The organism is Tenacibaculum sp. AWR4_210, assembly GCF_056160945.1.
This window is the reverse complement of record NZ_JBSWYF010000004.1, coordinates 54,949-71,272: the sequence shown is the minus strand read 5'-3', so window position 1 is coordinate 71,272 and position 16,324 is coordinate 54,949. Positions and strand designations below refer to the sequence as shown.

12 protein-coding genes are annotated in these 16,324 nt (G+C 38.9%); 2 read left to right on the top strand and 10 right to left on the bottom strand.

Going from position 1 to position 16,324, the window contains the following annotated elements:
* Positions 1-62 precede the first annotated feature (62 nt).
* The 5 genes from ACXAG7_RS08230 to ACXAG7_RS08210 form a co-directional block, all read right to left on the bottom strand.
* On the bottom strand, positions 63-1,370 hold the full coding sequence (locus ACXAG7_RS08230; RefSeq protein WP_476666567.1) for a hypothetical protein: 1,308 nt from the start codon (positions 1,368-1,370) through the stop codon (positions 63-65).
* Between the two features lie 138 nt (positions 1,371-1,508).
* A complete protein-coding gene (locus tag ACXAG7_RS08225) occupies positions 1,509-2,273 on the bottom strand; it encodes a TIGR02757 family protein (protein WP_476666566.1) in 765 nt (254 codons plus the stop codon).
* Between the two features lie 6 nt (positions 2,274-2,279).
* Positions 2,280-2,828, bottom strand: coding sequence for a CPBP family intramembrane glutamic endopeptidase (locus ACXAG7_RS08220; protein ID WP_408044828.1), 549 nt, complete (start codon positions 2,826-2,828; stop codon positions 2,280-2,282).
* On the bottom strand, positions 2,828-3,493 hold the full coding sequence (locus ACXAG7_RS08215; RefSeq protein WP_476666565.1) for an ABC transporter ATP-binding protein: 666 nt from the start codon (positions 3,491-3,493) through the stop codon (positions 2,828-2,830). The genes ACXAG7_RS08220 and ACXAG7_RS08215 overlap by 1 nt, the downstream gene beginning before the upstream one ends.
* Before the next feature lie 82 nt (positions 3,494-3,575).
* On the bottom strand, positions 3,576-6,056 hold the full coding sequence (locus ACXAG7_RS08210) for a DUF5916 domain-containing protein (protein WP_476666564.1): 2,481 nt from the start codon (positions 6,054-6,056) through the stop codon (positions 3,576-3,578).
* A 269-nt stretch (positions 6,057-6,325) separates the two neighbouring features.
* Here ACXAG7_RS08210 and sucC point away from each other — a divergent pair, with 269 nt between their 5' ends.
* Positions 6,326-7,522 carry an ADP-forming succinate--CoA ligase subunit beta gene (sucC, locus tag ACXAG7_RS08205; protein ID WP_408044825.1) on the top strand — a complete coding sequence of 399 codons (1,197 nt, stop codon included), beginning with the start codon at positions 6,326-6,328 and terminating at the stop codon, positions 7,520-7,522.
* Between the two features lie 70 nt (positions 7,523-7,592).
* Here sucC and ACXAG7_RS08200 read toward each other — a convergent pair whose 3' ends face one another.
* Entirely contained in the window at positions 7,593-8,285 is a 693-nt protein-coding gene (locus ACXAG7_RS08200) for a LytR/AlgR family response regulator transcription factor (RefSeq protein ID WP_408044824.1), read from the bottom strand.
* 3 nt (positions 8,286-8,288) lie between these two features.
* On the bottom strand, positions 8,289-9,296 hold the full coding sequence (locus ACXAG7_RS08195; protein ID WP_408044823.1) for a sensor histidine kinase: 1,008 nt from the start codon (positions 9,294-9,296) through the stop codon (positions 8,289-8,291).
* A 167-nt stretch (positions 9,297-9,463) separates the two neighbouring features.
* On the opposite strand from ACXAG7_RS08195, the gene ACXAG7_RS08190 reads away from it, so the two are divergent.
* Positions 9,464-11,839: a TonB-dependent receptor gene (locus tag ACXAG7_RS08190; protein ID WP_476666563.1), complete on the top strand. Its 2,376-nt coding sequence runs from the start codon at positions 9,464-9,466 to the stop codon at positions 11,837-11,839.
* A gap of 89 nt (positions 11,840-11,928) precedes the next feature.
* On the opposite strand, the gene ACXAG7_RS08185 is transcribed toward ACXAG7_RS08190, so the two are convergent.
* The 3 genes from ACXAG7_RS08185 to ACXAG7_RS08175 all read right to left on the bottom strand — a co-directional run bounded on the left by ACXAG7_RS08185 (position 11,929) and on the right by ACXAG7_RS08175 (position 16,041).
* Entirely contained in the window at positions 11,929-13,173 is a 1,245-nt protein-coding gene (locus tag ACXAG7_RS08185) for a hypothetical protein (protein WP_476666562.1), read from the bottom strand.
* Positions 13,174-13,198: 25 nt separating this feature from the next.
* Positions 13,199-14,413, bottom strand: a complete 1,215-nt coding sequence (locus ACXAG7_RS08180; protein WP_476666561.1) for a hypothetical protein — start codon at positions 14,411-14,413, stop codon at positions 13,199-13,201.
* 404 nt (positions 14,414-14,817) lie between these two features.
* Complete coding sequence (locus tag ACXAG7_RS08175; RefSeq protein WP_476666560.1) at positions 14,818-16,041, bottom strand: hypothetical protein; 1,224 nt, start codon at positions 16,039-16,041, stop codon at positions 14,818-14,820.
* Between the last annotated feature and the right edge of the window lie 283 nt (positions 16,042-16,324).

The following is a 16,324-nucleotide window of genomic DNA, read 5'->3' as shown; positions in this document are numbered from 1 at the left end:
ACACGCGTTTTATCTACTGCTACCCTTGTTGTTTTATTGCTTTTTCTAATAGAAATAAATGCCTAGAAAATAGTGGGTGTGGCCTCGATGATGTTACGTACTTTTCCTTGTGGACTCAAAATAACAGATCCTTTTAAGGTAAAACTGTCATAGAAATGCAAAACGATATGCGTTTGATCCATGCTAGCTCGTACGCTAGGATTACCGTAAATAGTTTGTAAAAACGAATAGTCAGCTTCGTTGAGTTGCCAGACTAAAGTAGCGGTTTCCAAGTCAAAGGCACTGATGAGGTGCTTTGTTTTTTCTTTGATATTAGGACGATGGCGAATAATGAGTAGGTTTGCATTGCTCGCTACAACGCTAGCATCCAGAAAAACGCGCTTCGTGTTCCAGGGGGCAGTAAGTGTTCCGGTACGAAGTTGTAGTTTTTTTCTGTGTTTATTGAGGTTACTAAAGTAAAACAACGGATACGCATAGGTTTTTCGGGAGCTGAACGTGTTCGTATTCGGATTGAAGTAGTATTTGTTTCCATCGTCTGTACGTATACTCAGTACCTTGCTACTGCTTGAGTAGTCAAAGCTTACAATGTCTGCCTGTGCGGTTCCTAGTAGTGAAGGACCTAAAGCATCCAAATTTTCAACAACCACTTTTTGTTGACGCATGCTGTATGCTTTTAGATAGTTCGATTTTTTTTCAAAAACCCAAAGGGTATCTTTTCCAACGGCAGTATGTAAGTTACTCCCAGATATGTTTAGTTTATCGGCAAAAATAATCCGATTGCTATCTGCTTGTATTTTTTTGAGAACTGCAAAACTGGAGTCACTGCTTCTAGCAACGTGGTCAGCATTGATATGAACACCACGGATTTTTTGGATTCCAATTTCATACATGGTTTCCGGTGAAATAACTACTCGTTCCTTAGTCCAATAAGCGCCCTTTGTATCGATATTCAAGTAGTCGAAAACGGGTAAATATTGAGGACTGATAAAAATAGCTGCGATGAGTAATGAAAAAAGAGTATCGCGTTTGGTAGTCGTTGTTCCTTTTCGATATCCTATAAATGCGGCTATTGCCGAGAAGATTCCAAAGTAAAATAAAAAAGCGAGTAGGAGAACGAGCACTAAGGGCAGTGCTGCATAAAGGCCGTCTGAATTTTGAATAAAGAAATCGTAAGACGTTCCGCTTTGTCCAGGTTTATAGGAGTAATGAGTGCTAGTATAGGCAATATCTCGATTAAAAAATAGCTGATTGGGTAAGCTTATCGGGAACTTGAACAATACTCCTAAAGCACTGACAATCATAAGTGCGGCAAAGGCTCTAACACCTAAAGAGCTATCTAGGGTTTTTACGTCGGGACGTTTGGGTTTCATAGTCATTTAATTTAGCGGTTTAAAGATAAATAAAAACGAGCATCCCCATTCGTAAAAATCCATTGGAATACGTTGGTACAATAAATTCAGAAAGGGAGTTCGGCCCTTACAGTGAGGTAAAAATCAGGAAATGTCAATTTAAAACTTCTCAAAAACCCCCAAACCAAACAAGGCAAAGTCGTATTTTACAGGATCTTTAGGATCAAATTTACGCAGGGTTGTATCGAGTTCAACCAGGGCTTTCCAGTCATTTTGTTTTCGTGTTAAAATACCCAATTTTCGAGCTACGTTTCCAGAATGTACATCCAGAGGGCAGTGTAAATTTGCGGGACTATGGCTTTCCCAAAGGCCTAAATCGACCCCAGTTTTATCGTTTCTAACCATCCAGCGTAAAAACATGTTAATGCGTTTTGAGGCCGAATTTTTAAGCGGGTCAGACACGTGTTTTAAACTGCGATCGAGGTGAGGGATCTCAAAAAAGATTTTTTTAAACTGATGAATGGCTTGTTGGTAATTGTCTTCTTGAGCAGAAGGTCTTAGCACGGCTTCAAGCCCTTGGTGGTTCTCGTAAATATTTCGCAAGGAACGAACAAAGTGACGTATATCGTCAGCGTTAAAAGTTCGGTGAACAAAACCGTCAAATCGCTCTAGATCGGCTTCCTGATGTCCCATGACAAACTCGAAAGGAGCATTCCCCATGAGTTCCATAAGTCGATGGGCGTTTTTTATAATCATCGTACGATTTCCCCAGGCTATTGTTGCGGCAAGAAAACCCGCAATTTCGCTATCCTCTTTTCGCGCAAACAAATGTGGAATTTGAATAGGGTCACTGGTAATAAAATCAGGGTTGTTATACGTTACTACTTTGTGGTCTAAAAATTCGTTGAGTTCTTTTTGTGTCATACCGGTTTATTGTCCGGCAAAGGTAACAAACATAAAGAAAGCATTGTACAATGCATGTAATAAGATGGCCCAAAGCAGCCCGAGTTTGATGCGAATATACCCTAGATAACACCCGAGAATTAGTTGAGGCGCTACGAGTAACGGACTCAGTAAAAGTACTTCTACACTCAACGGATAATTGGTGATATGAACAAATCCAAAGACTGCGCTAAACAGATAAAACCAAAATGGAAAAATACGGCTCTCTTTTGTGAACTTGAGAGGAGCTCTAAAAAGGAGTTCTTCAATAATGGGGGCTAGTAGTACGATGAGTAAAAAAACGGTCAGTTTTGGTTGTGATTCCAAAACTTGTTCCACTGCGTGATTCTCCAGAGATATCCAATCGAGAGACTCAACGAGACTAAATATCGGACTCAGTATAAGGGTTGTGAGCAATGCAACACTGAACATACGACCAAAAAACAACCATTTTTCTGAGGTACTCAGGTGATCAGGCAGTGCAGTGTATTGCGGTTTGCGCAGAAAGCGTAAAAGGTCGGTTACAAATACTTTCATTAGGATTCTACGATGCGTCCGTCTTTCATTACTAGCTTGCGGTCGGCCATATTGGCGAGCTCTTGGTTGTGCGTGACAATGACAAAGGTTTGGCCAAAGTTGTCGCGGAGTTCAAAAAAGAGTTCGTGCAGTTTTTGGGCCGAATTGGAATCGAGGTTTCCACTCGGTTCATCAGCAAATACTACGGAAGGTTTGTTAATAAGTGCTCTGGCCACGGCAACGCGTTGTTGTTCACCACCTGAGAGTTCATTAGGCTTGTGACTAGCACGATGACTCAGCCCTAAGAAATCTAATAATTCCAAAGCTCGTTTTTCGGTTTCAACTTTGCCTTTTTTTGCTATATAGGCAGGAATACAAACATTCTCTAAGGCAGTGAATTCAGGCAGTAATTGATGAAACTGAAAAATAAATCCTATGTGTTGGTTTCTGAATTGTGAGAGCTGCTTGTCAGTAAGCCCTGTAACAGAGGCATTATTAATGTGCAAGCTAAAAGCATCGGTGGTGTCGGGTTGGTCAAGGGTACCCAATATTTGTAATAAAGTGGTTTTTCCAGCTCCTGACGGACCGACGATGGCGATGATTTCTCCTTCTTTGATGTGTAGGTCAAGGCCTTTTAAAATATTGACGCTTCCAAAACTTTTGTGAATATTCTTAGCAACTATCATAGGAAATGAGTTAGAAAAACGAATGTATAAAAAAGAAATCAGATTCTCGGCATGGGAGGAATCTGATTTCTTAGGTGAGGGACTATAATATGTTTTTTAGATTGTTGTAATCGACAAAATACACCAGTCTCACGGAGAAGGTATGTTGCATATCTTCTTTAAAAAGTCGATTAATATTATCCGAGAAACTGATGTTTGCGGGAGCAAAGTTATGGCTAGGATTGATGGAGTTTCTGTAAAAAGCAATGAGCTGACTCCCAGGAGCAAATTGCCAAACGTAGTTCAAATCCAAATTCCAGCTATTAAAATTTCGATCGTGGTTGTCTTGATAATTATTGGCGACCAAACTTCCGTCTTTCTGTAAGGTGTAGTATTGATTGTGATAAGGAACCTTACTCCAGTTGTGTCGGAAGGCAAGTGATAAGGAAGCTTTGGTACTAAAGCTAAATTTTCCGGTCAATGAATTGTCGTAAGTCGTCCAATCGCGTTCTCCAAAAATGATCTGGTCGAGTAAATTAGCCGTACCAGGATTGTTATTTATGTAATCCTGATTTACCTTTCGTACATACCCTTGTTCTCTGTTGGTTTTGTTGTATCGCAATGCGTAAATTAACGAGAATCGGTTATTAAATCGATATCTAGGAGCAAAGCGAAATCCGTAACTCTCCCTTGGATTGTCTTTAAAGAAGGTGTAGTACCAATTGTAGTCTACAGCAAACTTTTTTCTGTAATCGGTAGAGCCCCAATGATTGAAGTTTACACGGAGTGGAGCCTTAAAAAAGATACCACTCGTAGAACCTTGACGTGGTTCAAAGAAATCTTTTCGCGGCGTGCTAAAATTTAGATTTCCCCCAAAACCAAAACGCTTTCGGGTCGATGCCCAAAAATTCAAACCAGCATTGGTACCGACATAAGTTCCGGGAGTATGCAGGAAATTCATGTTGTAGTACATGCGAATCTGGTAGTTATTAAAGATCCCCTTGGGTTGTAAAATTCGATATGCTAAAAAGCTGTAGATGGTCTGTTCGTTATTGCTAAACAAGATTCCAAGGTCGTTCGGATTAAAATCTTTACTTTCCACATTGTATCCGATTTCTCCTCGCCAGTTCCCAGCGTGTTTTCCAATACTGGTATCAAAAGTATAGCCGAGGTTGGGTTGGCTAGCGTCATCCGAGATAGTACTCATTTTAAAAGACCCATCAATATTGTAGCGACTTTTCTTATCCTCCACATGCCAAAGCAATCCGGTAACATTGGCATCTCTAAAGTCACCAATGCGGGTTACATTCGTATTGATTAAAGTGATGGCTGAGTTTTGGTTAAATTGCTGATCCAAGACCATAATATTATAATTGGAAAAGGGGTTGATCACAGCTTTGCGGGTTTCCTTCGAAGTTTTGTTTTGTATGGTCACTTCGGTTTTATCGGTAATCGCATTAAAAAAACCAATACCGAGTCCGTTTTTGGTGCGTCCTGAAATTTTGATGGCATTTAGCATGTCCACTTTGTTCGGGCGATCGATGATCTCTTCATCACTACTCAGTTGGTTGGCAACTTTGAACTGATCAATTGGGCGTCCTCCAATTCTACGCGAATAAAACAAACGCCCTTTTGTAAACAATTCAGTTCCTTCGGTAAAAAACTGACGTTGCTCTGTAAATTGTTGTTCAAAAGGCCCTAGGTTCAGTTGCACATTGTCGAAACCTGTTTGTCCAAAATCAGGAATCAGCGTAGCGTCGAGCGTAAAATTTTCAGTAATTCCGTATTTAATATCCATTCCTACACTCCAATCGGTGGTAGTTTCTTTTGAAGTATTTTTAAACGTAGCGGAAGCATACGGATAAAATAGCAGTCGAGTGGGAGGTTTGATATCTTTGAAATCTTCATACAAACCGTCGTATTGGGTCCAGTTTCCTTGTTTATTATCGATAAAATTCCATGAAAACTGGGCATTTAAATTTTGTACGCGTCGGTGAAAGTTAATCCCCCATGATTGTACAGGAAGGTTAGCAAATCGCAGTGCGCGATAGGGAATTTTCATTTCAACAATCCAGGCTTTGTCGGTAATGGAAATTTCACTTTCCCAAACGGCACTCCAATTAAAATCTTCGTTGCCATTTGAAATTTTAGCATCAGCCTGCACCCCCGAGCTGGTCACGATAAATTCAAAAGGATTTTGGCCGTCATCGTTTGGATTCACGGTCATGAGAAAGAAATCGGCATTTCCGATATTATCTCTATTGGTGAATTCTGCAGGGATTTTCTGCGGATCGGGTGCTTGCATGTATGCACTGATGTAAATAGCTTGATCGTCGTAAACGAGTTTTACTTTAGTGGGATGAGTATTGGGTTCAGCTTGTCCGTTGTCGGGACGCATCATCACAAACTGATCTGCTGTAGGAGCGAGCTCCCAAGCGGGGTCATTAAGCTTACCGTCAATTTTAGGTGCGTCCGTGACGCGGATGGCCGGTAATTTCTTTCGGTTACTGTTAACTCCTTGTGCAGCTGTTTTTTGAGGTAATAGCAGCCAAGACAGCGCCAACAGGGCTAGTTTTGTACGCATAGTGCAGTGTAATAGGTTTCGGGTTGTTTTCTCTTATCAAAGTGCTAAATTATTTATGCCTTATGATAAGATTTCATAAATTCATGTTAATTACCTAAAAGACATGTTAAAAATGTAGTAGTGACACTTTTTATGTTAACAAATGGTAATCAGTAAAAAAAAGGGGTGTAGACAAATATTAACGAACTAACATTAAAATAAACGGTAAAATACAAGGTATTATCAATTGAATTTGTATTTTTGTTCGACTTTAAAAACATTCTTATCTAATGAACTTACACGAATATCAAGGTAAAGAAATTTTAAGCAGTTTTGGCGTTCGTACACAACGCGGAATTGTTGCAAATACACCAGAAGAAGCTGTTGCAGCAGCACAAAAGTTGACTGAAGAAACAGGTACTGGTTGGCATGTAATCAAAGCGCAAATTCACGCAGGTGGTCGTGGAAAAGGTGGAGGAGTAAAGTTAGCGAAAAACTTAGATGAGGTTAAAAGTATTTCTAATGACATTTTAGGAATGATGTTGATAACTCCTCAGACTCCAGCTGAAGGTAAATTAGTAAATCAAGTATTAGTAGCTGAGGATGTATATTACCCAGGTGACAGTGAGCCGAATGAGTTTTATATGTCGGTTTTATTAAACCGTGCATCAGGTAAGAATATGATCATGTATTCTACAGAAGGAGGTATGGACATTGAAGCAGTAGCGGAAGAGACTCCTCACTTAATATTTACTGAAGAAATCGATCCTGCAACTGGATTGTTACCATTCCAAGCTCGTAAGATTGCCTTTAATTTAGGATTGTCTGGAGCTGCGTTTAAGGATATGACTAAATTCGTAGCTGCATTGTATACAGCATACGTGAAGTCTGATTCTTCATTATTTGAAATCAACCCAGTTTTAAAAACTTCTGACGATAAAATCTTAGCAGTAGATGCAAAAGTAACTTTAGACGAAAACGCTTTGTACCGTCATAAAGATTACGCTGAAATGAGAGATTTGAGAGAAGAAAATCCTATCGAAGTAGAAGCGAAAGCTGCAGGATTAAACTATGTTGATTTAGATGGTAACGTAGGATGTATGGTAAACGGAGCTGGTTTAGCAATGGGTACTATGGACCTTATTAAGCAAGCAGGTGGAGATCCAGCAAACTTCTTAGATGTAGGAGGTACTGCTGATGCTCAACGTGTTGAAACTGCTTTCGGAATCATCTTAAAAGATCCGAACGTAAAAGCTATTTTAGTAAATATCTTCGGAGGTATTGTACGTTGTGATCGCGTTGCTCAAGGAGTTGTAGACGCTTACAAAAACATGGGAGACAAAATCAATGTGCCTATCATCTGTCGTTTACAAGGAACAAATGCACAAGAAGCAAAAGAATTAATTGATAATAGCGGAATGGAAATTATTTCAGCCACTGAATTCCAAGAAGCTGCTGATAAAGTACAAGAAGTATTACAAGCGTAAGCACCTTGTACCGCAATTAATTTTTAGTTAGATATAAAAAGCCTCAACGTTTTCGTTGAGGCTTTTATTTTTAGAGAAACCTTTTGTTGAATTCTTCTTTATACGCTCTACCGATATTGAGTTGCTTCCCAGTGTCGAGGTACAGTAAATTTCCTGCAATTTTCTGTATGCGATGGGTGTTTACGATATGCGATTTATGTACTTGAATAAAGTTGTTTTTTGGAAGCTTAGAAAGCCAGTTTTTTAAGGAAATAGCCGTCAGAGTCTTGCTGGTTCCCGTATATACTTCCGTATAGTCGGCAGAGGATTCTATATAATCAATGGAAGAAAAGTAAATCTTTAGATGTTCATAGCCCGATTTGACAAAAATAAAATCGCATGGCTCTGGCATAATTGCGTTTGTATTTGTAGTCAGTGCCAGTTGTTGTGCTTTGTTTACAGCTTTTACAAAGCGTTCAAAAGAAAAAGGTTTGAGTAAGTAGTCAGCAATGTCCAATTCATAGCCTTTGAGAGCGTATTCAGAAAATGCTGTGGTCAGTATGATTTGAGGCTTGTTGTCTAAAATTTCTAAAAAGTCAATGCCTGAAATTTTGGGTAAATGCACATCTAAAAACAGCAAGTCTACCGGAGCTGTTTTTAAGTATTGTAAGGCTTGTAAGGCATCAGAAAAAGTTCCTGTCAATTCTAAAAAATCGATTTCTGCGATAAACTTCTGCAGAATACGCTGCGCGGGGGGCTGATCTTCAACAATAATGCATTTCATTGGTTATGTAAGTTTTATGGTTAACACTACCTTGAATTTAGCATCGGACTGCTCAATTTTTAAATCGTGTTTCTTTGGGTATAATAGTTTGAGTCGCTTCTGCACATTCGCCAAGCCTATTCCATGAGCTAAGCTCTGGGTGTTGGTATTTTCAAGATAGGAATTGTGACATTCAAAGTACAAGGTATCATTTTTTATACGAACAGCAATATGAATAGCTATGGCATCGGATTGACTTGCCGTGCTGTGTTTGAAGGCGTTCTCTATGAATACCATAAGAATTAAGGGGGCTATAGTGTAATTTCCTCCTAAGTTTTCCGTTTCAAAGCGCACACTGCCACGGTCCTCAATTTGAAGTTCGTTTAAAGCAGTAAAGTTTTTAAGGTGTTTGATTTCTTTGGCTAAAGGCACGAAGTTCTCTTTACAGTCGTACAACATATAGCGCAATACAGAGGAGAGCTCTAAAATGATGGAGGGGGTTTTAGGAGAATTGTCCAATGCATAAGAATAGAGATTGTTCAGGTTGTTAAATAAGAAGTGCGGATTTATCTGAGACTTCAGAAACTGCAATTCACTTTCTTTGATAAGGTCTTTAAGTTCGTTGACTTCGCGCTGTTTTACAGAGGCGTCCCAAGCCAGCTTAAAGGCGACAATCATAAAAATTAAGGGTAAAATATTGACCAAGGTAAGAAAGACGTTCGAAACGTGCTGCCCACGCTCTCCGGGAAAGAAAATTTTCTCAAAAACAAATTCTTCTAAAAAATAAACGACACCACACAGTACCAAAAGAGCTACACTTAAGGCAACGTATTTTTTGGTGTAAAAGTACTTTGGAAGTAGGTAATAACTGATAAAAAGTCCGGCACTTACATAGTGTAAGAAAAAGACCACTTTGTCAATTTCAAGACGAGGATCGTGTTTGTCAAAGGCGAAAAAGAGGAATAAGATGCTTAAAAATACAAGCTGATAAATAAACTCCTTGTACGCTGTGAAGGTCGATTTTTTGTTCATAGTATAAAGGTAGTCGAATTTCTGTAAGCCTAGGTAAATAATCAGCAATCGACAAAACTAGCGGGACAAACGACTTGAGTTGTTCATCCAGCTGTTTTGGTAGTTGAAAGATTTTTTTGGGCGGATCCAGTGATCTGAGAGATTTTTGCGATCTAAACAAAGACCAAATGAAATATTTAATACAGCAAGTATGGCTACTTTTAATGATCGTCTCATGGAGCGTTTGCGCGCAACAGTCGACTAAGGTTGTTGGAGTGGTCAAGGATAAGGCCAGCCAGCAGCCACTAGAATTTGTCTCGGTGATTTTATTGGATGCCGAAAGTAAGCAACCGTTAACAGGAACCACCACGGGAGTAGATGGAACGTTTGTTTTGGGAGTAAAAAAGACAAATTTTCTGGTCGAAATAAGTTTTATCGGATTTAAATCTTTGCGATTACAACCTGAGGTTAAGAATGCCTATGTAAATATGGGTACTTTGTGGCTCGAAGAAGATGCGGAACAGTTAGAAGAAGTAGTCGTAAGGGCAGAAAAATCTACTACAGAGTTTAAATTGGATAAACGCGTTTTTAACGTCGGAAAAGATCTGACTTCTGCCGGAGCCAGCGCTATCGAAGTACTGAACAATGTACCATCGGTAAACGTCAGTATAGAGGGAGCTATCACGTTGCGAGGAGGACAAGGAGCGCAGATTTTAATCAACGGAAAACCCTCTGTCATTGCTAGCCAAGAAGGAAATGCCCTCGGGACAATTGTTGCTGAGCAGATAGAAAAGATAGAAGTGATAACCAACCCATCTGCAAAATACGAAGCGGAAGGAACTGCAGGGATCATCAACATCGTACTCAAGAAAAGCGAAAAGAAAGGCTTGAATGGCGCCGTGACATTGAATACGGGAAGTCCTAATAACCACAGTATAGGTTTGAGTATTAATAAAAGAACCCAGAAATTTAACTTTTTCGGACAGTTAGGAGTGGGGAAGCGGACTTTTCCAAATACCGTGAGTACCTTGAATAGAAACAAGGTAGCAAACAATGAAATTACCAGTTCAGGGAAGGGAAACAAACACGAACAGTTTTACAATTTATCATTGGGAACGGATTACCACATCAATGATAAAAATGTCATTACCCTGTCAGGGAATGTAGCATACGAAATAGAAGATGAGGATTCGAATATGCGTTTTGAAGAATACGCCAATCGCATCTTGCAAGCTGCCTACACGCGTGCAGAAGTAACGGAGGCTACCAATCCGAAGTACCAGTACGAACTGCAGTACAAAAAGGATTTTGAGCGCCACAAAGAACAGTACTTATTATTTAGTGCTTTAGGAAGCTTTTTTGGTAAAGATCAATCTTCGACGTTTTCTAATGAAGTTACCGCCGGTACTTTGGCTTCGAACTCTCAAAGAACGAGAACAGATTTTAAAGAGGCACGATATACGTTTAAGCTAGATTACGTGCACCCTTTAAACGATCAGTACACTATCGAAACGGGAGCCCAATACGTGTTAAACGATGTCCGTAATGATTATGCCGTTAGTTCGTTGATCGGAGGGAATTGGATTGGGAACCCAGGATTAACCAATGTTTTTGAATACTATCAAAATGTGTTAGGAGCCTACGCAACCGCTGCTTATGAAGGAGATGTATGGGGAATTAAAGCCGGATTGCGAGTAGAAAACACAGATTTACGTACCGTATTAAAAACGACCAATCAAGAGCATACTCAGCAGTATACCAATCTTTTTCCAAGCGTTCATACTTCTTATAAGGTAGGTACTGGATTTTCCCTGCAAGCGGGATATTCTCGTCGTATTTTTAGACCTAGATTGTGGGATTTAAATCCTTTTTTCAACATACGAAATACCTTCGATATTTTTACGGGAAATCCAAACCTGCTTCCAGAGTTTACAGATTCGTATGAGTTAACATCTATTCATAAAATTGGAAAGGCCAGTGTCAATTTCGGGCTCTACCATCGTTATACCACAGATGTTATAGAGGATGTGAGTTTCTACAATACCACGACGAACGTAACTACGCGCAGACCGGAGAATTTCGGGACCAATGCCATTACCGGTTTAGAAGCGAATTACCGTTGGGGAATTACCAAGTGGTTAACCGTGAATGGAGATGTAAATTACAACTGGTTTAACAGAAAAGGGCAGTTTGATGCTGCTAATAATTTTGACTTCAACGGGACGCGTTGGGATACAAAGGCAACCGCAAAGTTGAAACTTCCGGCACAGTTTGATTTTGAAATGACAGGGAATTACCAGTCGAGCTATAAAACAGCACAGAGTACCATAAAATCGAACGGTTTTGTAAACGTAGGACTGAGAAAAAAACTGTTGCAGGGTAAGTTGATAGTGAACTTAGGAGTTCGCGATGTATTTGCTACCCGAAGAAGAGCTTCGATAACAGATCAACCAACGTTTTATTCGGAGAGCAACAGGGCAAGAGGACGCTTTTTTACACTCGGTGTAAGTTTTGGTTTTGGTAAAGGAGAGGCGATGGAATACGCCGCTCAAAAGCGATTCTAATTGTTTGAAAAAAGCCCTTAATTTCTTAAGGGCTTTTTGTTTTCGCACAGTTAGGGACTGTACTTTGGGAATTAAAAGCTCGTCACTGCTTACCAGATGCTATAACTCAATCGAAGTGATAGCGTATTCTGATTTACGGTTAAATCTCTTACCTTTAGTGGGCGAACGAGATCGTAACGCAGGGCAGCATTAAATTTTCTGTTAAAGGTATATCCAGCACCTACAAAGAAATTGGTTGTGGAACGCAATTTACTTTCATGGATAAGTTCGTCTTTATAGTTTACGGTTTTTACAACGCTGTCCGAAATAGGCATGCTATAGGTGAGTCCACCTTCTAAGAAGAGTGCATTTTGTTTGTCGATAAACAAGTAATGACGCGCACCTATAGGAAGTTCAAACATAGAAAAGGATACAGTACTCGTATCGTATACCGGAATTCTCACTCCACCACTTGAAGGAGGCCCAGCAATGGTTCCTGCTTCCGTTACCATTTTTATTTCATTAGGGCTGCTCCAAACAGGATTGACAAAAACAGACCACTTGTTGTTGTTAAAGGCAAATACGTATTCGAGTTCAACCCCAACTTTGAGGGCGGTAGCGCTTATCCCTTCTACCTCTGTTCCGGAAGTACTTGAAAAAGAACTCATGGCGAGCGCTACTTCGGCTTTCACCTTGTACAGTGCATTGACGTATTCACTTCTGTCTTCTTTTAAAGTTTTGAAATCGTACCCTTTACAACGACTGTAGTTTTTGAAATACTGTACCAAAGAACGTCTGTCATAAGCAATGGCCGTTGGGTTATTGGTGCCCTCACAAGAAAATTTTTCTTTTAGTTGTTTTTGATAGTTGAGGTTTTTACCGATTTTCATTTTTGAATTGAGAAAGTATTTGAACTCTAGTGAAGTGACACTCCCGTCTTTTGCAACAAAGAATCGCTGATACTCACTTGTCGACAATTCGTATAGCGCTACCGTTCCTTGTGTCAGTTTTTTCGCAAATAGGGTACGAGCTACGAATGACGAGATACGAGAACGTGTTAAACGCTCTTGTTGTGAACTCGATTCATCAACAGAAACCTCTAGTCGGCTATAAGTAGCAATGTTGTTGATAACGACTTCTGAGGCATTGTCAATGTTCAAGTTCGTAGGGGTAGCTTGGTCAATACTCGCTTTAAACAAAAACTGCGTAGGAGTAAAAAAACTGTCTTCGTCCATGATGTAACCTTCTACTTTCTCGTTTTGTTGGTTAATAAAATAACCTTTACGGTAGCTATTTTGTCCTAGTACTGACATGCTGAATATACAGCAAATGATCATTAAAAAATTGTTTTTCATTTTGAATTAATTTGAGGTTTGATATTTAGAAGATTGAGTATCCGATTTTTAGCGATACATCACTGATTGCTAGAGTTTCAAAAGCGAATTCCCTGTTGGCATTGTATCGGAGTTCAATACTCATTTTTTTATTGTAGTCGTATCCTATTCCCATAAATACTGAAGTGGTTTTACTAGGAGAAAGTGAAGCTCCAGGTATGTTAGGGTAACGATAATAACTATTACCAGGTATACTAAACAAGATTCCACCATGAAGAGTGATAGCATTTTTGTCACTAATGAACCAATAATTCTTTAATCCTACAGGAATTTCGAATCCACGATGAGAATATTCTTCTAATTGGAATTTTTTGGGATCTATTGTAGAATGTTGATTAGTTCTGATAAAATGAATTGGGATAGTATATGTAGTTGTTCGTCTCGATATAAACGTTGGTTCAATAAATACGGAAAGTCTGTGGTTGTTAAAAGGGAAAATATATTCTACTTCTATACCGTATTGCAGCCCGGTTGCACTTGTTTGGTATTTGAAACTATGGGGTACTTCTGTATGAAAAGTTGTATTGGCGACTCCTAACTTAGCGCGGAGTTTGAATATACCTTTGCGGTTTTTAATAACCTTTATTTTTGTTAGGTTTTTGATTTTTAATTGTTTGCATTCGGCATAAGTTTCAAAGTAGTTCATCAAGGCCTCCGCAGTATATGAGGGTGCTAACCTAAATTGAAGGTTGCAAGCAAAGGAATCTCTTAACTGCTTAAGGTAATTTCGGTTGTAGTTAATTTTATCGTCAATTTTGTATTTTTTGTACTCTAAAGGAATGATGTTGTTCCCTTTTTTTACAAAAAATCTCTTGATTTTACTGGTTTCGTAACTGAGTAATGTGATGTCTCCTTCTAGAATGACTTTTAATAGAAGGGAATGCGGAAGGAAATTGGAAATCCTCGTATTATTACTGGTTCTCGTATTATTGAGGTCAATCTTTACCGTATGTCTTTCGTATTTTAAATTGGGGTTAATAACGACTGTTTTTACTTCCTCGGCGCTAATGGTTTTTCTTTTGTCGGTTAGCTGTTGTTTAAAGTAAAATTCTGTCGGGGTATGAAAGAGATCTTCATGAAGTAAGTAGCCTTTAAAGTTTTTGTTACCAACAGTTAGAATATGTCCTTTTTCATAGTGTTTTTGAGCAAAGGCACTGATACTCATAAGTACCGTTAACCATAGCAATATATTTTTTTTCATAGGGTAGTTTAATTTAGTATAGTGCAGAGTAAGCCTTGAATCGGCTGCTAGTTATTAGAAGTTCGCAGTTGACCCTACAGTTTGAGTAAGTCCTCATTACTCGCTGCAGTTTTACAATCAATAGCGACGAATAGGTGTTGGCTGCTTCGAGCCGTAATGCTGAAATATTACCATCCGAGAAATCGGAAAAATGACGAGTTTTCACGTGTTGCAATTATTGTGTTTTTCTTATTCAGTGTACAAATATAGTTGTTTGTTTTTCATAAAGTTTAATATAAACAGACTTTTGTTAGGGATGTCTTATTTTATTATCCTAGTATATGCTCGTTGTAGTATTCTTAGATTTCCAATAGTTTCTCCGCAATCACCCGATTGATGTCAAAGTTATTGCGGAGATTCTAGTATTAAAATAAGGTATATCCGAATTTTAAGGCAATTGCACTGTAATTTGCCAGGGCAACATTTTCATGACTCATGTCTCTTTTGAGATTGAATCGAAGTTCTAGGTTGTATTTCCTGTGGTAATCGTATCCGATACCCGCAAAGAATGAGACCTTACTCTCTAGTGTTTTAGGGGCATCCTTCGCCGTGAATTGCATCGTACTCGAGGTAGGAATATGATAGGCAGCTCCCCCGTGAAGCGTTAAACTGCTAGTGTCATTTAAAAACCAATAGTGTCTAATACCTAATGGGATTTCAATACCCTCGTAGCTAACATTCCCTGTTTGGTATACTTTTACCACTTGCCCTGAAGAAGGAATAGTCCCACTACCAGCGGCGTATTTTACATCTGTAGCAGCATTAAGGTGATAAGTAGGTTCTAAAAATAGAGAAAAACGTTGGCTGTTAAAAGGAAGTAAGTATTCCAATTCAACTCCTAACTGGGTAGCAAACGTTGTCGCGGTCGAATTACTTTTATAAACTTGAAGACCGAGAGTAGTACTGCTAACTCCAGCTTTTACTTTGTACAATAAACGCCCTTTGGTATGCTTTTTTAGTCGTATTTGACTGTAATCAATAGCTTGTTCTCCTTTACAGCTGTTGTATTGATTGATATAGTCAATTAAGTCACTCTCTCGGTAACGAACTTTTAAGGTGTTTTGAGGACCGCAGTGGAATAAATCTTTCAATTGCTTTTGATAGTTTCGATTGTATCCAATTTTGGTTTCACCAATTGCGTATTTTTTGTATTCTAAGGCAGTAACTTTTGTTCCTTGCTTGATAAAAAATCGCTTGATGTTATTCTTCTTATATACTAACAAAGAGGTCTTTCCTTCAACTAGTACTTTTAGTAAAAGTGATTTTTGTTGGAAGTTTGAAATTCGAGTGTCACTCAATTTACCGGTTTTAGTATTGGAATCATCGATGGCGACCGTATGCCTTTCGTATTTGAGATTTGGAGTAATATAGACAGTTTCTACCTGTGCTGAAGGAATGGTACTGCGCTCATCAGCAAGTGATTTTCTAAAGTGAAATTCTGAAGGAATCTCATAGACGTCATCGTGAAGTAAAAACCCTTCTAATTTTTGGTTGTCCTTTTTGAGGATATATCCCTTTTCGTAGTTTAATTGGGCAAAGGCACTGACGCTGGTCAGTATCCATAAGCATAGCAATAATTTGTTTTTCATAATATAGTTTAATTTATAGTGTTCAGAATTTAATGGGAAAATCGAGTAGTAGACTCGGGCGTAATTATAGATAGTCGTTTCCTGTAGTCATAATAGTAGTTACAGCAACAGCAAAAGATGAGTAGCATTACTGATGTACAGGACCGATCTTATGGTAGTTTTCCGTTTGTAAGATAAAAGACCTGACTAGTACATGGTAACTGTACGATTTAGAGGCTTTTTCCTGGCTAAAATGGTTTTTTAAGTGTTGCAATTATTTAACTTTTCTCAATCAGGGCGCGAA